We start from the raw sequence: 17,363 nt of genomic DNA, 5'->3' as shown, positions 1-17,363 counted from the left end.
AACATAGATATGAGTAATAATTCAATTCTAGTAAAGATTGAAAATAAAATAGCGCACATAACGCTAAATAGACCAGAAGTGTTTAATAGCTTCAATCGTAAAATGGCATTAAGTCTTCAATCTATTTTAGATGACTGTGAAACTAATGCCGATGTAAGAGCAATAGTGCTAACAGGAAACGGAAAAGCCTTTTGCGCTGGTCAAGATTTAAAAGAAGTAACAAATCCTGAATTGAACCCAGGATTTAAAAAAATATTAGAAGAGCATTATAATCCAATAATTACAAGGTTACGCTCAATTAAAAAACCAATCATTGGAGCTATTAATGGTGTGGCAGCTGGAGCAGGAGCTAATATCGCATTAGCTTGTGATATTGTTGTGGCTCACGAGAAGGTGAGTTTTATTCAAGCCTTTAGTTTAATTGGTTTGGTTCCTGACAGTGCAGGTACGTTTTTTTTACCGCGCTTAATAGGTTTTCAGAAAGCACAAGCGTTAGCGATGTTAGGTGATAAGATTTCAGCAGAAGAAGCCGAAAAAATGGGAATGATTTATAAATCTGTTTCTGTAGAAGAATTTGAGGAAACGATCTCTAAATTGGCAATTAAGTTGGCCAATATGCCAACTAAGGCCTTAGGCTTAATTAAGGAGTTGTTTAATAAGTCAATGACTAATACTCTAGAAGATCAATTGGCTTTAGAATCTAAATTACAAATTGAAGCAGCAACTAGTAATGATTATGCAGAGGGAGTTGCAGCATTTATAGAAAAACGAAAACCAAATTTCAAAGGCAACTAATTGACTAAAGAAACCCTCATAGAAGTTCATAATAGAATAAAGCCATTTATTCATAAAACTCCAGTATTAAGTTCGAGCTTAATAAATGAAATGGTAGGTGCCAATATTGTGTTTAAATGTGAGAACTTCCAAAAAATGGGAGCGTTTAAAATGCGTGGAGCGGCTAATGCAATTCTATCGCTTTCAGAAGAAGAAAGAAAACGCGGAGTGGTAACTCATTCTTCAGGAAACTTTGCACAAGCGGTATCATTAGCAGCTCAAAAATTAGATGTTAAGGCGTACATCGTAATGCCAGAAAATGCACCTCAAGTAAAAAAGGATGGTGTGAAAACTTACGAAGGTGAAATTATAGAATGCGAATCTACACCTCAGGCTAGAGAAGCTACAGCAAATAAAATAAGGGAAGAAAATGGAGCATCTTTTTTACATCCTTCTAACCAAGATGAGGTGATTTATGGTAACAGTACAGCTGCTATGGAATTGCTGGAGGAATATCCAGAATTAGACGTAATTTTAACACCAATTGGAGGAGGAGGTCTTATTGCAGGAACGGCTTTGGCAGCGCATTATTTTTCTAATAACTGCAAAGTCATAGGTGGTGAGCCAATGGAAGCAGATGATGCGTATCGTTCTTTAATATCCGGTGAAATTGAAACTAACGATAGTTTTCATACGGTTGCAGATGGTCTAAGAACGCACTTAGGAGATCGCAATTTTCCGATTATTCAAAAGCATGTCGATAAGATTATACGTGTAGAAGAAGACGAAATTGTAAATGCGATGCAACTCATTTGGGAGCGCATGAAAATCATTATTGAGCCTTCATGTGCTGTACCTTTTGCGGCCGTTTTGAAGAAAAAAGAAGAATTTAAAAATAAAAGCGTCGGCATTATTTTGTCTGGCGGTAATGTAGATGTAAAAAATCTACCGTTTTAATATAAAACTATGAACATAGGAATTATAGGTTCAGGAACAATGGGAAGTGGTATTGCACAAGTTGCAGCTACTTCAGGTTGCGCAGTAAAGTTATACGATACTAATCATGCTGCTTTAGATAGAGCTAAGGCAAGCCTTGAGAAAATATTAAATCGCCTTATTGAAAAGGGGCGAATAGATGCTGATGAAAAGAATAGAATTCAGTCTAATATTAGTTATGTAGATAACTTGAAATATTTATCAGACTCAAACTTGACCATTGAAGCGATTGTTGAAAACCTTGAGATAAAAAAGAAAGTCTTTTCAGAACTTGAAGGTTACGTATCTGAAGATTGTATCATAGCATCAAACACGTCTAGTTTATCAATTGCGTCTATAGCAGCATCTTTAGAAAAACCAGAACGTTGTGTCGGTATTCATTTTTTTAATCCAGCGCCTTTAATGAAACTAGTTGAGGTGATTCCTGCAATTCAAACATCTGCAGCTGTACTTCAGAGGTCCATTGATACGATTTCTGATTGGAAAAAAGTAGTAGCTGTCGCTAAAGACACACCAGGTTTTATTGTCAATAGAGTCGCTCGTCCTTTCTATGGGGAATCATTGCGAATTTATGAAGAAGGCATAGCAGATTTTGCGACTATAGATCATAGTTTAAAATCTTTGGGTGGTTTTCGAATGGGACCATTTGAATTAATGGATTTTATAGGCAATGATGTCAATTATACAGTTACAGAAACTGTATTTACAGCATTTTATTTCGATCCAAGATATAAGCCGGCATTTACACAAAAACGGCTTTCAGAAGCTGGTTATTTGGGTCGTAAATCAGGAAAAGGATACTATGATTATTCGGAAGGAGCTATTAAACCAGAACCAAAAGAAGATAAAGTATTAGCGCAACAGATATTCGATCGTGTTCTAGTAATGTTAATTAATGAAGCTGCAGATGCTTTGTTTTTGAATGTTGCATCAGCAAAAGATATTGATAATGCGATGACCAAAGGTGTAAATTACCCAAAAGGTTTATTGGCTTGGGCAGATGAAAAGGGAATAAATTGGTGTGTGTCTAAGTTAGATGAATTGTACGATGAGTATCACGAAGACAGGTATCGTTGTAGTCCATTATTACGCAAAATGAATAAGGAAAGTAAGACGTTCTTTTAAATGAAAGGAGAACAGATTCCATATAAAATGTTGAGTCAAGATGCCTACAGTCAATGGTTAGGTATTGAGATTTTAGAATGTGAGATTGGCAGATGTAAAGTGGCAATGACCATTAGAAAGGACATGCTTAATAGCATGAACAAAGCTCATGGTGGAATTAGCTATTCTTTAGCAGATACAGCTTTTGGGTTTGCAGCAAATACACATGGCAAATATTCAGTATCGATTGAAACAAGCATCAATCATATTGAAGCATTAGATGAAGGAGATGAGTTGGTTGCTGAATCTGTGATTGAAAAAGTAAATAACAAATTAGGGTTTAATATTATCGAAGTAAAACGTGGTGATGAATTAGTCGCACTTTTTAAAGGTGTGGTTTATAGAACTCAAAAAGAATGGGAAGAATAATATGAATGAAGCATATATTATAGACGGTGTGCGTACACCAATAGGAAATTATAAAGGCACATTATCAGCTGTTCGTACGGACGATTTAGGAGCGTTAGTGATTGAAGAAGTTGTAAAACGAAATCCAAATATTCCAAAAGAAGCATATGACGATGTGATAATGGGTTGTGCTAACCAAGCAGGTGAGGATAATCGTAATGTAGCGAGAATGTCTTCTTTGCTGGCTGGATTACCCTTTACAGTTCCAGGTGAAACAGTTAATAGATTATGTAGCTCAGGATTATCTGCAATCATTCATGCCAATCGTGCTATAAAAGCAGGAGATGGCGATCTGTTTATTTCTGGTGGTGTAGAGAATATGACAAGAGGTCCATACGTCATGGCTAAACCGTCTACAGCTTTTGGAGGGGATTCTAAAATGTATGATTCAACTTTTGGATGGCGTTTTATAAGCCCTAAAATGCATAAATTATATGGCACGGATGGAATGGGTGTTACTGCTGAGAACCTAGTAGAAAAATATAATATCTCCCGAAAAGACCAAGATAAGTTTGCCTATTGGAGCCAGATGAAAGCATCAAAAGCACAAGAAAACGGACGACTAGCAAAAGAAATAGTCACTGTAGAAATACCACAACGTAAAAAAGATCCCATTCAGTTTTCAAAAGATGAATTTGTAAAGCCAAACACATCATTAGAAGTATTAGGAAAACTAAGAGCAGCCTTTAAAAAAGAAGGCGGAAGTGTTACGGCGGGAAATTCATCAGGATTAAACGATGGTGCCGCTGCAACAATTATAGCATCAGAAGATGCGGTTAAAAAATATAACTTAACACCATTGGCTAGAATTGTAAGTTCTGCTGTGGTAGGCGTTGAGCCTAGAATTATGGGCATTGGTCCAGTTCAAGCATCAAATAAAGCTTTAGAAAAAGCTGGATTGACAATGGATGATATGGATGTAATTGAGTTAAATGAAGCTTTTGCTGCCCAAGCATTAGCGTGTACGAGAGCTTGGGGATTAGCAGATGATGATTCAAGATTAAATCCAAATGGCGGTTCGATTGCTATTGGCCATCCATTGGGTGTGACAGGAGCGAGAATAGCGTATTCTGCAGCTTTAGAATTACATGAACAGAACAAAAGATATGCGTTGGTAACGATGTGTATTGGAGTAGGACAAGGTTATGCGGCAATAATTGAACGCGTTTAATTATGAAAAAAATACAACATTATGTTCAAGGCAATTGGACAACAGGTAAAGAAGAAGGAACACCAATTCTAGATGCCGTAACTGGTGAAGCATTCACGAGTGTAGCCATTGAAGGATTAGATATTCCAGAAATACTTAATTACGGAAGAACAAAAGGTGGTGAAACACTTCGTAAAATGACATTTCAAGAGCGTGGAAACATGCTTAAAAGTTTAGCGTTATATCTTACCAAAAGAAAAAATGCGTTCTATGAATTAAGTTATAGAACCGGAGCAACCAAAGTAGATAGTTGGATTGATATCGAAGGAGGTTTTGGAAACCTTTTTGCTAATGCATCCTTGAGAAAACTATTTCCAAATCAACCGTATCACGTAGAAGGTGATGCTATAGATTTATCACGTGGTGGACGTTTTATGGCACATCATATCATGGTGCCTAAAAAAGGAGTTGCTGTTCATATTAACGCCTTCAATTTCCCAGTATGGGGAATGTTAGAAAAATGTGCAGTGAATTGGATGGCTGGAATGCCAGCTGTGGTCTTACCAGCTCCTTCATCATCTTATTTAGCAGAAGCTGTTGCTAGAACTATTATTGATTCAAGAATCCTTCCAGAAGGAGCACTTCAAATCATTAATGGAACAGTAAGAACTATTTTGGATACAGTAGAATCTCAAGATGTAGTGACCTTTACTGGTTCTGCCCAGACTGGTCGATTGCTAAAAGCACATCCAAGATTAATTCAAGAATCTGTGCCATTTACAATGGAATCAGACTCATTAAACGCTTCGATATTAGGAGAAGATGCTGTGCCAGGAACACCAGAATTTCATTTATTCATAAAAGAAGTTCGGAAAGAAATGACCGTTAAGGCTGGGCAAAAATGTACTGCGATAAGACGAATTATTGTGCCGGAAAACCTAGTAGAAGATGTTCAAATTTCATTAGGGAAAGCTTTAGATAAAGTGACTATTGGTGATCCAAGACTTAAGGAAGTAAGAATGGGATCTTTAGTGAGTCGACAACAAGTTAATGCAGTTAGAGAGTCTGTCACTGATTTGACTAAAGAAGCTCAAATTGTTTATGGTGATTTAGATAAAATAGAAACTATTGGAGCAGATGCTAAAAAAGGTGCTTTTATAAGCCCAATACTTTTAAGGGCAGATCATCCATTTCAAAATACTGTTATTCATGTGCGTGAAGCATTTGGTCCAGTAAGTACCATAATGCCTTATAAAAACTTAGATGAAGCCATTATTTTGGCTCAAATGGGTAAAGGCTCACTAGTATCTTCTATTGCTACTAATGATGATAAAATAGCTAAAGAATATGTTGTTAATGCAGCAAGTCATCATGGTCGTATTTTAGTACTCAACAGGGAAAGCGCTAAGGAAAGTACAGGTCATGGTTCGCCATTACCTTATTTGGTGCATGGAGGTCCAGGACGTGCTGGAGGTGGAGAAGAAATGGGGGGTATGCGTGGTATTAAACACTATTTGCAACGTACAGCAATTCAAGGTTCACCAACAACGATTACAGAAATAACAGGCATTTATCAACAGAATGCTAAGTATAAGGAAGCAGAACAGCATCCTTTTAAATACCATTGGGAAGATATTGAGGCAGGTATGTCAATGAAAACTCATAAGCGTACTATAACAGATACAGATATCATTTCATTCGCAAATGTAACTTGGGATCATTTTTATGCGCATACAGATATTACATCTTTGGATGGAAGTATTTTTGAAAAAAGAACTGCTCATGGCTATTTTATAATTTCGGCTGCGGCAGGATTATTTGTACATCCTAATAAAGGACCGGTATCTGCAAATTATGGGTTAGAAGAATGTCGTTTCTTAAGACCGTTATATCATAACGATACGATTTATGTGCGCTTAACATGTAAGCAAAAAATTGATCGTGATGTTGCTAGCGCTGAACATCCAAGCGGAATCGTAAAATGGTTTGCTGAAATCTTTGATGCCGATGACGAATTAGTGGCATTAGCAACGGTATTGACCATGGTTCAGAAGAAGCAAGAAACATTTGTTGAAATGACTACTGAAAAAATTGAAGAATGCTTAAGTGAGCTTTCAAAGGATACAAAGCCTAAATGGGGCATTATGACGCCTCAGCATATGTTAGAGCATTTAGAATATACCTATAAAATAGCTGCAGGTGAAATTCAAGATTTTGAAATTTCTACACCAGAAAAGATTTTAGAGAAAGTAAAAAACAGTTTATGGAACTATAATAAGTTTCCTCAAAATTCTCAGTTTCCTTTGTTAGAAAAGGATACACTTGATGACTTGAAGCATGAAGATTTTGCCACAGCGCTTGAGAAATTTAAAGCACAACGTGAAGTTTATTTAGAGTATTTTAAAGAAAATCCAGATGCAATATTGAACAATATGGTTTTTGGAGAATTAAATAAATATGAATGGTATTTAATGGAGCGTAAGCACTTAAATCACCATTTTGAACAATTTGGATTAATATAATATGACAAAACCATACGTAAAACAAACCATAGAAAACGAAGTAGGTTACATAGAATTTTTTCATCCTGCACACAATTCTCTACCAGGAGATATACTAGCAAAATTGGCGAATACTATTACTGAAGCTGGTCAGAATGATGCGATTAAAGTCATAGTTCTAAAGAGTGGTGGAGACCGAACGTTTTGTGCTGGTGCAAGCTTTAAGGAATTGATAAATATTAATGATGCTTCTACGGGAAAAGTGTTCTTTTCTGGCTTTGCTAATGTCATTAACGCCATGCGTAAATGTCCTAAGTTTATAATAGGACGTATCCAAGGAAAAACTGTTGGAGGTGGAGTTGGATTGGCAGCTTCTACCGATTATTGCATGGGAACTAAATTCGCAGCCATTAAGTTAAGTGAGTTAAATATTGGGATTGGACCTTTCGTAGTTGGACCAGCTATTGAACGTAAAATGGGATTAAGTGCTATGTCGCAAATTGCCATTGATGCTAATTCATTTTATCCTGCAGAATGGGCTAAACAAAAAGGCTTATTTACGCATGTTTATGAAAGTACTGAAGAACTTGATGAAGCTATTAAAACAACTGCAGAGCATTTATGTACTTACAATACGGAAGCTATGTTAGAAATGAAAAAAGTATTCTGGAAAGGTACAGACGATTGGGATGAACTTTTGGCTGAACGTGCTCAAACAAGTGGACGTTTAGTACTGTCTGAGTTTACAAAAGAGAAATTAAAAGGATTTAAGTAAAATGATATACAGCTTCCAAGGCTACATACCAGTTGTTCACGAAAGTAGTTTTGTGCATCCTTTGGCTGCAGTAACAGGAAATGTTATTATTGGTAAAAACTGTTATATAGGTCCTGGAGCTGCAATTCGTGGTGATTGGGGACAGATTATTTTAGAGGATGGTGTTAATGTGCAAGAGAACTGTACAGTACACATGTTTCCTGGTAAATCTATTATTTTAAAAGAAAGTGCGCATATTGGACATGGAGCTATAATTCATGGCGCTAACTTGGGAAGAAATTGTCTCATTGGTATGAATACCGTAATTATGGATGATGCCGAAATTGGTGATGAATGTATTATAGGTGCGATGTCTTTTATAAAAGCCGAAACAAAAATTCCTTACAGAAGTTTGGTTGTCGGAAATCCTGGAAAAGTGATTAGAGGAGTTACTGACGAAATGATAGCTTGGAAGACAAAAGGTACTGAACTTTATCAGCAATTGCCATCTGATTGTCATGAATTCTTAAAAGTTGTAGAACCATTAAGAGAAGTGCCAGAAAACATGAAAGTTCAAGATGATATTTATAAAACGCTCAGAGAAACTTTTAAAAAGTAATTATTTTATATCCTACTCAAATCAATTTCATTAGTTTCCTTTCCAGTAGATAGTGTAATCAGACTCTGAACATTTCCTAAATAAGGAAGGAGTGTCAATTTAGAGATGATAAATGTTTCGTAAGCTTCAATATCCTCAACTACTAATTTTAGTAGGTAATCAAAATTTCCACTTACACGATGACATTCTACAATCTCAGGAAAATTATTAATTTCTTTTACAAACTTTTCTAAATAGCTTCGAGTATGACCTTGTAAAGTGATACCTATAAAAACGGTTAGCTTTAATCCTATTTTTTTATTGTCTAAAACAGCAACATACTTTTTAATATAACCTTCTTTTTCTAGTTTTTTAATACGTTCAAAAACCGGGGACGTTGTCATTCCTAGCTCTGTAGCTATGCTTTTTGTTGTTCGATTACTGTCTTTTTGAAGTATAGCAAGTATTTGAGTGTCTATTTTGTCAAGATTATGAGCCATAAGGATATTATGTTTTTAATCATCGCAAAATTAAGAATAAAAAGAATATAAAACTTTATAAACATATATTTTAAGAATTAAATTCTTATTATGAGTATTTTTAAAGTTAATTAAGATTGAAAAAATCTATATAACTTATCTTTATTTCTAAATTAATTAGAAGTAGATTGAAAGAATTTGAGCTTAAGATGCCCAAAATGGGTGAGAGTATTACTGAAGGCACCATAATAAATTGGTTGATCAGTGAAGGCGATACTTTTGAAGAAGGTGATATTATTTTAGAAGTCGCAACGGATAAGGTTGATAATGAAGTTCCAGCTCCCGCTTCAGGGACTTTAGTTAAAACTATGTTTCAGGCCAAAGATGTCGTTCCTGTTGGTGAAGTTATTGCCTTACTAGAAGTTTCGGAAGTGAAATCGAACTTGAATGCACAAAAGAACCAAGATGTCACTCCGAGCACAGTCGAGAAGTCTCAACATAAAGAGAAAACTCAAAAAAGACCAAAATCAGTTAAAACACCTTCAAGTTCGACGTCATTTTCAGTTTCAAATTCTAATAATTTCTTTGCGCCTTTAATTAGATCAATAGCGAAAGAGCAGCATATCAGTTTTGAAGAATTAGCACGCATTCCAGCTACTGGAAACGATGGAAGGTTGCGTAAAAGTGACTTATTTCAATATATAGAAGAGGGACGACCTTATAAATTTGCACAGCCCATTACTAAAGATCCAACGGTATATCGTATACCGCAATTGACATTTGAAAAAGGAAAAGGGAAAATTGTAGAAATGGACCGTATGCGTCAGATGATCGCTGACCATATGGTCTATTCTAAACATACGTCGCCTCACGTCACAGCTTATGTAGAAGCAGATTTAACCAATATGGTGAATTGGAGAAACGCTAATAAAAAGGCATTTCAAGAAAAGCATGGTGAGCGATTAACATTCACACCTTTATTTGTTGAAGCTGTAGCAAAAGCTGTTAAGGATTTTCCGAATATTAATGCATCAGTTGATGGGAATAATATCATAGTTAAAGAAGATATTAATATTGGTATGGCCACAGCATTACCAAGTGGAAACTTAATTGTACCTGTCGTTAAAAATGCAGATGCTAAAGATTTAAAAGCTTTAGCTACCAATGTTAATGAGCTTGCTCAAAAAGCAAGAGAAAATAAGTTGTCTGGTGATGACATAAAAGGAAGCACGTTTACTATTTCTAATGTAGGAACCTTTGGAAGTGTTATGGGAACTCCAATTATTAATCAACCAGAGGTTGCTATTCTTGCATTAGGAATAATAAAGAAACGACCAGAAGTTATCGAAACTGAAAACGGAGATGAAATCGCTATTAGAAGTATGATGTACTTATCGCTTTCTTTTGATCATCGTGTCGTTGATGGCTTTTTAGGAGGAAGTTTTGTGCGAAGAGTTGCTGACTATTTTGAACAATTTGATACCAACAGAAAAATATAAAGACTTGTCATTCTGAACGCGTTTCAGAATCTCATAAACCTAATAATATGAGTTATAATATTTCAATAACTAAAGTAGAAAACTCTAAAGTAGACGCTTTAGATTTCAACAATATACCACTAGGAACCACATTTACAGATCACATGTTTATTTGTGATTTTGAAAATGGAGAATGGGTAAATCCAAGAATTGTTCCTATGGGAATGATTCCAACGCATCCAGCCGCAATGGCACTACATTATGGTCAAGCTATATTCGAAGGCATGAAGGCTTATAAGGATACTAAAGGTGAACCAATGCTGTTTAGACCAGAGGATAATGCTAAGCGTATGAATTTGAGTGCTGATCGTATGGGAATGCCAAATGTTCCAGAAGATTTATTCGTTGATGGACTCAAAGAATTAGTCGGTTTAGAACATAATTGGATTCCTCCTAAGGATGGAAGCGCATTATATTTGAGACCATTTATGTATGCAGATGAGCCATTTATTGGTATGAGAGCAGCTACATATTATAAGTTTATTATTATGGCTTCACCAGCTGGACCATTTTTTAGTAAGCGAATAAAGTTATGGGCAGAAAAACAATATATAAGAGCTGCACATGGAGGCACTGGTGAGGCAAAGGCTGCTGGAAACTACGCAGCTGCAATTCGACCTACAGAACAAGCAAAATCAAAAGGTTACGACCAAGTATTATGGTTAGATGCTGCTGAACACAAATATATTCAAGAAGTGGGTACGATGAATATCTTCTTCAAAATTAAAGGAGAGTTTATTACCCCAGAATTGGATGGATCAGTTTTGCATGGTATAACGCGAGTTAGTGTCATAGAAATGCTTAAGGCTATGAATTATAACGTGACTGAGCGCAAAATTACGATTGATGAAATAAAAGAAGCATCAAGTAATGGAACTTTGGAAGAGGCCTTTGGAACAGGAACGGCTGTGGGTATTGCTTATATTCAAGAAATAGGTATAGAAGGTGAAACCATTCATGTATCTGACCAAAGTCCTGTAGGTTTAGAAGTAAATGATTCTTTAAATGCTATTAAAACAGGTCAGCTTGAAGATAAATTTGGATGGATGACTAAAGTGGAAACGGAATTGGCATAAATGAAAAAAGCAATACTCGAAAAGGCATATTCAAAGCTTTGCACAGCCAAAGCAATGACCGAATTATACGAAGCTAATTTTAAACAGGTTTCCAAGTACGTTCATGCAACCTCTCGTGGTCATGAAGCTATTCAAATTGCATTAGGACTACAATTACTGCCACAAGATTTTGCATTTCCATATTATAGAGATGATGCCATGTTATTATCATTTGGCTTAGAGCCTTATGATTTAATGTTGCAATTGTTAGCAAAGAAAGACGATCCCTTTTCTGCTGGAAGATCGTATTACTCACATCCTAGTTTAAAGGATGATGATAAGCCTAAAATCCCTCATCAATCTTCTGCAACTGGTATGCAGGCAATTCCAGCAACTGGTGTCGCTATGGGAATGCAATACAAAGAATTACAAGGTTTAAATGATAATTCAATTGAAAATCCGATTTCAGTTTGTTCACTTGGTGATGCTTCTGTAACGGAAGGAGAGATTGCTGAAGCTTTTCAGATGGCAGCATTAAAGCAAATGCCAATTCTATATTTGGTACAGGATAATGGTTGGGATATATCTGCCAATGAAGCTGAGACTAGAGCTCAGAATGCAGCTGAATATGCAGCAGGGTTTCATGGATTGGAAGCTATTTCTATTGATGGGGCAAACTTTACAGAAAGCTATGAAGCTTTAGAAAAAGTAATTAATACTATACGAAAAGAGCGCCGACCGTTTTTAGTACATGCAAAGGTTCCTTTATTAAACCATCATACGTCTGGAGTACGAATGGAATGGTACAGAGATGATTTGGAAGAAGCACGTTCTCGAGATCCTTATCCTGTAATTAAACAACAATTATTAGATGCTGGTTTTTCTTCAACCGAGGTGGATGCAATAGAAAATTCCGCGAAAACGAAAGTACAATCAGATTTTGAAAAAGCCTTAAAAGCTGAAGACCCAAAACCAGAAGATTTATACACAAATGATTTTGCACCAACACCAATAACAGAAGAAAAAGGAACTCGAGAACCTGAAGGTGCTGATAAGGTAGTGATGGTTGATTGTGCTTTATTCGCAGTTGAAGAACTGATGAAAGAGCATAAAGAATGTTTGTTGTATGGACAAGATGTTGGAGGACGCTTAGGTGGAGTATTTAGAGAAGCGGCTACATTAGCACAAAAATTTGGTGACGATCGCGTTTTTAATACACCAATACAAGAAGCGTTTATCGTTGGTTCTACTGTTGGTATGTCAGCGGTTGGATTGAAACCAATAGTTGAAGTTCAGTTCGCCGATTATATTTGGCCAGGCTTAAATCAATTATTTACAGAGGTTAGTAGAAGTTGTTATCTCTCTAACGGAAAATGGCCAGTGAGTATGATTTTAAGAGTACCAATTGGTGCTTATGGGAGTGGTGGACCTTACCATTCATCTTCAGTTGAAAGTGTGGTTACTAATATTCGAGGTATTAAAATTGCCTATCCAAGTAACGGAGCAGATTTAAAAGGTTTGATGAAAGCTGGGTATCACGATCCCAATCCCGTGGTGATTTTAGAACATAAAGGTTTGTACTGGTCTAAAGTGCCAGGAACTCAAGGAGCAACTTCTGTTGAACCAAGTGAAGACTATGTCTTGCCATTTGGAAAGGCTTGGGTTTTACAAGAAATCTGGAAACAAGAAAATTTAGAAACACTTACCATTGTAACTTATGGTATGGGAGTGCATTGGGCAATGAATGCTTCAGAAGAAATGAGCATGCAAGACCAAATTGAAGTTATTGATTTGAGAACTTTATTTCCTTTAGATGAAGACACCGTTATGAAATCGGTCAAGAAAACAAGCAAATGTTTAGTGGTTACAGAAGAACCTTCTAACAATAGTTTTGCTAGAGCTTTAGCTGGAAAAATTCAAGAAGAATGCTTTAAATATTTAGACGCGCCAGTAATGACCATTGGTAGTGAAAATATGCCAGCTATTCCTTTAAATTCGACTTTAGAGCAAACAATGATACCATCTACTGAAAAGGTAAAGGATAAAATAGAAGCTTTACTCAATTACTAGACGTTCTTTTATTAGACATTTTCTGTATATTTAAGAATATTTAAAATCAACTAAATGCTAACTAAAAAACGATACTCAGTCCTAGACATGGTGCTTTGGACAAGAGGTGAGACACTTATATATCTTCTTTATGCTGGAATTATAACAATTCTCTACAAAGTTTTCGGATTCACATTTTTAAATGTACCATGGACACCTGTAGCACTTATTGGTACAGCGGTAGCATTTTTAGTGGGTTTTCAGAACAACTCTGCATACGGTCGTATTTGGGAGGCTCGGATGATTTGGGGAGCCATCGTTAATACATCACGTACTTGGGGAATGAAAATTCAAGATATGGTTACCAATGAGTATTGTGATGAGCCGATCTCTGATGATGAATTAAAAAATCATAAGAAGGTCCTCATTTACAGGCATATTGCGTGGATGACTGCTTTACGGTACGCCATGCGTCAAAAGAAAAGTTGGGAGACACAACATCAATCAAAAACAAATAGAGAATGGAGTAATATGATTCATACTCCTGAGGAGGTTTCGACCTTAGACGATAATCTAATGATGTATTTGTCTGAAGAAGAACGTTCTTACGTATTGTCAAAAGGGAATAAACAAACAGCACTTTTATATTTACAATCTAAGCACATAAGACGACTAAAGGAGAAAGGTGTTATTTGGGAGTTTGCTTTTCTTGAGTTAGAAAATGTATTGGAGTCTCTTTTTACACACCAAGGTAAATCAGAACGTATCAAAAATTTTCCTTATCCTAGACAATATGCGAGCTTAGGACTTTATTTAACTAGAGTTTTTACAATACTTATTCCATTTGGATTAATTCCAGAATTTGCAGAAATCGGTGATACTATGGTGAATGACTTTTATATAGTCGGTAAATATTTTATTTGGATTGCTATACCTTTTTGTGCAATAGTCTCTTGGGCGTTTCATACTATGGAACGCGTAGCAAGAACTGGTGAGAATCCTTTTGAAGGAGGACCAAACGATGTTCCAATTTCTACAATTGCTCGAGGTATTGAAATTGATTTACGACAAATGTTAGATGAAGATCCAAGTCAAATACCGAGTCAATTTCCGGAGGAAAAAAATGTGCAGATGTAAGCATTAAAAAAGCCTATCTAAAAAGATAGGCTGTATTCTAAAAAGATTGTAAGATATATATATGTTTATTTATATAACTTTTACATTTACTGCATTTAATCCCTTTTTTCCTTCTGTTAAATCGAATTCTACCTTGTCACCTTCTCTTACTTCATCAACTAAACCAGAAATGTGTACAAAATGATCTTTGTCGCTTCCTTCTTCTGTTATGAATCCAAAACCTTTAGAATCATTAAAAAATTTTACTGTACCAGTACTCATATTAAAATATATTAAATTAAGATGCGAATGTACTCTAATTAATTGATTTTCAGTTATTTTATATTTTTAATCGTAAACAAAAAAAGGTAACTAGCTAATCCTTAGTCTATAAGGATGGCCAATAGCTACGATTAAATGTTATATTCAGAAAGTGGTTTTGTGAATTTTTCAGGATCAGCTGCTAAATGGTATCTTGGATCATCCACATCTTCAATAATTACTTCTTTAAATTTAGGGCTGGCTTTATACATTAGTTGTTTGCAATCCTCACTAAGGTGTTTTAGCTTTATGGATTTACCTTCAGCTTCGTATTTGTTTACTAAATTGAAAATTGCTTCGAGTGCAGAATGATCACTTACACGAGATTCTACAAAATCTATTTCAACGTTATCAGGATCGTTTTTGGCATCAAATTTTGAATTGAAATTCTGAATAGATCCAAAGAAAAGTGGGCCCCAAATTTCATAAGTTTTTGTGCCATCTGGCTGAATTCGTTTTCTCGCTCTAATCATAGTGGCGTTTTTCCATGCGAAAACTAACGCAGAAATAATAACTCCAGCAATTACTGCAACTGCCAAATCTTGCCAAACTGTGATTGCAGAAACTGCTATTAAAACGATCGCATCAGAAATAGGTATTTTTCTAATAATTCTAAAACTAGACCAAGCAAATGTTCCAATGACAACCATAAACATTACGCCAACTAAGGCAGCAATTGGTATTTGTTCAATTAAAGGTGCGCCAAATAACACAAAACAAAGTAAAGCAATTGCGGCAACTGCTCCAGACAAACGCCCACGCCCACCAGAATCTACATTGATTATGGATTGACCAATCATAGCACAGCCTCCCATTCCTCCAAATAAACCATTAAGCATATTCGCACCACCTTGAGCAATACATTCTCTATTACCACTTCCTCTTGTTTCTGTCATCTCATCAATAAGATTTAATGTCATTAGAGATTCAATTAAACCTACCGCGGCAAGTATAAACGCAGTTGAGAAGATTAAACTCCAATGACCAGATAAGGTGCTAAAAAACCCAAATATTTGATCTTGAAACGTTGGTAAACTACCTTTTAAACCTTTTCCACCTCCATCAGCTATAAATGAACCTACAGTACTCATTTCAATACCACCAAAAATGGTAATACATGCTACAACTATTATAGCGATAAGCGCTGCAGGAATCTTTTTTGTGAGTTTAGGAAGCCCGTACATTATACCCATTGTTAGGCAAATAAAGCCCATCATTTTCCAGAATGCTGCATTAGTAAATAATGTAGAAAACCAATCTGATGTATTTGACCAAATAGAAATTTCTTTAGGCACTGCATTAGGAAATAAGCCCAATTGCGAAAGAAAAATAACAATAGCTAAACCATTAACGAATCCCATCATTACAGGATGCGGAATCAAACGTACAAATTTACCAAGTTTAAAAACTCCTGCTAATATTTGGATTCCACCAACTAATAGTAATGTAATAAATAGCCATTGCAACCCAAGGTTTTCAATTGGTGTGTCTAAAGCTAAGCCAACTTCATTTCCTTTCTGAATCAAATGTACCATGACTACGGCCATGGCTCCAGTTGCTCCCGAGATCATTCCAGGTCGTCCACCAAATAACGCTGTTACAATTCCCATCATAAAAGCTCCGTAGAGTCCAACAAGTGGGTCAACACCTGCAACAAATGCAAATGCTACAGCTTCAGGTACTAATGCTAAAGCGACTGTTAATCCTGAAAGAATATCATTCTTAGGGTTTTGAGTAAAGTTTTTTCTTGTGGTTTGGCCTAGTATCATAATATATTTCTTTACAAGTCGGCAAAGATATAGTATTTAGATTTATAGCCTAATCAATTAATAGAAACAAAAAAAGCACTAGATTACTAGTACTTTCAATTTATATAAAGTTCTTTTTTAACCTTTTTCAGGTGGAAACTGTACCATTGTTTTTGCTACAAATTCTTTAATACGAGCTTCCTTTTTTTCAACATTTTTTGTGACTAAATAACCCGTTCCTGAACCTTGCCAGATTAACTCTTTTTTACTAGTGTCAACTAAATCTATATATAAGACACCTTCGGTTTTTGTGGAAACTTGGTTTCCACCTCCCCAACCTAAACCTGGTCCCCAGCCCCAACCCCATCGGTTGAAACCTCCCCAGCCCCAAGCACCAGCACCCCAAGCATTGTTATAAATATCAACACGTTGGTTAGATTTGGTGAATATACTTACTAGCATATCTGGATTTTCTGACTTGGTCATGCCTTTAGCCATTAACTCAGCTTCAATGGCTCTTAATATTCTACGTTTATCAATATCATTTATTTCAGCCTTATCAATACCAGGCTTAAAAAATGCAAAGGTCTTGTAATCGTCAAAATTTGCTTCCCTATCATAATCTGCTGCAACTCTTACAGAACTACAAGAAGATAGAAGGATGGCAAACATTAAAATGGGTGTGAATTTTAATAGTTTCTTCATATCGCTT

16 protein-coding genes are annotated in these 17,363 nt (G+C 35.8%); 12 read left to right on the top strand and 4 right to left on the bottom strand.

Going from position 1 to position 17,363, the window contains the following annotated elements:
* The first annotated feature begins 9 nt into the window (after positions 1 to 9).
* Genes WPG_RS03360 through WPG_RS03325 form a run of 8 tightly spaced genes read left to right on the top strand, consistent with a single transcriptional unit; the run spans position 10 to position 8,366 of the window.
* Complete coding sequence (locus WPG_RS03360; protein WP_045469349.1) at positions 10 to 795, top strand: enoyl-CoA hydratase-related protein; 786 nt, start codon at positions 10 to 12, stop codon at positions 793 to 795.
* Positions 796 to 1,731, top strand: coding sequence for a threonine/serine dehydratase (locus WPG_RS03355; RefSeq protein WP_045469347.1), 936 nt, complete (start codon positions 796 to 798; stop codon positions 1,729 to 1,731).
* 9 nt (positions 1,732 to 1,740) lie between these two features.
* Positions 1,741 to 2,895, top strand: a complete 1,155-nt coding sequence (locus tag WPG_RS03350) for a 3-hydroxyacyl-CoA dehydrogenase NAD-binding domain-containing protein (RefSeq protein WP_045469344.1) — start codon at positions 1,741 to 1,743, stop codon at positions 2,893 to 2,895.
* On the top strand, positions 2,896 to 3,303 hold the full coding sequence (locus WPG_RS03345; protein ID WP_045469341.1) for a PaaI family thioesterase: 408 nt from the start codon (positions 2,896 to 2,898) through the stop codon (positions 3,301 to 3,303).
* Position 3,304: 1 nt separating this feature from the next.
* The gene (pcaF, locus tag WPG_RS03340; RefSeq protein ID WP_045469339.1) at positions 3,305 to 4,513 is read left to right on the top strand and encodes a 3-oxoadipyl-CoA thiolase; all 1,209 of its coding nucleotides are present in this window, start codon (positions 3,305 to 3,307) and stop codon (positions 4,511 to 4,513) included.
* Positions 4,514 to 4,515: 2 nt separating this feature from the next.
* A complete protein-coding gene (paaZ, locus tag WPG_RS03335; protein ID WP_045469336.1) occupies positions 4,516 to 7,014 on the top strand; it encodes a phenylacetic acid degradation bifunctional protein PaaZ in 2,499 nt (832 codons plus the stop codon).
* Between the two features lies 1 nt (position 7,015).
* Positions 7,016 to 7,768 carry an enoyl-CoA hydratase/isomerase family protein gene (locus WPG_RS03330; protein ID WP_045469333.1) on the top strand — a complete coding sequence of 251 codons (753 nt, stop codon included), beginning with the start codon at positions 7,016 to 7,018 and terminating at the stop codon, positions 7,766 to 7,768.
* Between the two features lies 1 nt (position 7,769).
* The gene (locus WPG_RS03325) at positions 7,770 to 8,366 is read left to right on the top strand and encodes a transferase hexapeptide repeat family protein (protein WP_045469330.1); all 597 of its coding nucleotides are present in this window, start codon (positions 7,770 to 7,772) and stop codon (positions 8,364 to 8,366) included.
* A 5-nt stretch (positions 8,367 to 8,371) separates the two neighbouring features.
* On the opposite strand, the gene WPG_RS03320 is transcribed toward WPG_RS03325, so the two are convergent.
* Positions 8,372 to 8,845: an Lrp/AsnC family transcriptional regulator gene (locus WPG_RS03320; RefSeq protein WP_045469327.1), complete on the bottom strand. Its 474-nt coding sequence runs from the start codon at positions 8,843 to 8,845 to the stop codon at positions 8,372 to 8,374.
* A 188-nt stretch (positions 8,846 to 9,033) separates the two neighbouring features.
* On the opposite strand from WPG_RS03320, the gene WPG_RS03315 reads away from it, so the two are divergent.
* Genes WPG_RS03315 through WPG_RS03300 form a run of 4 tightly spaced genes read left to right on the top strand, consistent with a single transcriptional unit; the run spans position 9,034 to position 14,603 of the window.
* Positions 9,034 to 10,323 carry a dihydrolipoamide acetyltransferase family protein gene (locus WPG_RS03315; RefSeq protein ID WP_045475122.1) on the top strand — a complete coding sequence of 430 codons (1,290 nt, stop codon included), beginning with the start codon at positions 9,034 to 9,036 and terminating at the stop codon, positions 10,321 to 10,323.
* 47 nt (positions 10,324 to 10,370) lie between these two features.
* Entirely contained in the window at positions 10,371 to 11,438 is a 1,068-nt protein-coding gene (locus WPG_RS03310; protein ID WP_045469324.1) for a branched-chain amino acid aminotransferase, read from the top strand.
* Complete coding sequence (locus tag WPG_RS03305; RefSeq protein WP_045469321.1) at positions 11,439 to 13,487, top strand: thiamine pyrophosphate-dependent enzyme; 2,049 nt, start codon at positions 11,439 to 11,441, stop codon at positions 13,485 to 13,487.
* Positions 13,488 to 13,541: 54 nt separating this feature from the next.
* Positions 13,542 to 14,603: a bestrophin family protein gene (locus WPG_RS03300; protein ID WP_045469318.1), complete on the top strand. Its 1,062-nt coding sequence runs from the start codon at positions 13,542 to 13,544 to the stop codon at positions 14,601 to 14,603.
* Positions 14,604 to 14,672: 69 nt separating this feature from the next.
* Here WPG_RS03300 and WPG_RS03295 read toward each other — a convergent pair whose 3' ends face one another.
* From WPG_RS03295 to WPG_RS03285, 3 genes are all read right to left on the bottom strand, one after another.
* A complete protein-coding gene (locus WPG_RS03295; protein WP_045469316.1) occupies positions 14,673 to 14,864 on the bottom strand; it encodes a cold-shock protein in 192 nt (63 codons plus the stop codon).
* Between the two features lie 131 nt (positions 14,865 to 14,995).
* Positions 14,996 to 16,672 (bottom strand): SulP family inorganic anion transporter, encoded by a 1,677-nt coding sequence (locus tag WPG_RS03290; RefSeq protein WP_045469314.1) that lies wholly within the window; start codon positions 16,670 to 16,672, stop codon positions 14,996 to 14,998.
* Positions 16,673 to 16,789: 117 nt separating this feature from the next.
* Positions 16,790 to 17,356 (bottom strand): DUF4136 domain-containing protein, encoded by a 567-nt coding sequence (locus WPG_RS03285; RefSeq protein ID WP_045475120.1) that lies wholly within the window; start codon positions 17,354 to 17,356, stop codon positions 16,790 to 16,792.
* Between the last annotated feature and the right edge of the window lie 7 nt (positions 17,357 to 17,363).

The sequence above is a fragment of the Winogradskyella sp. PG-2 genome, assembly GCF_000828715.1.
In the GTDB taxonomy this organism is placed as follows: Bacteria; Bacteroidota; Bacteroidia; order Flavobacteriales; family Flavobacteriaceae; genus Winogradskyella.
This window is presented reverse-complemented; position numbering and strand designations above follow the sequence as displayed.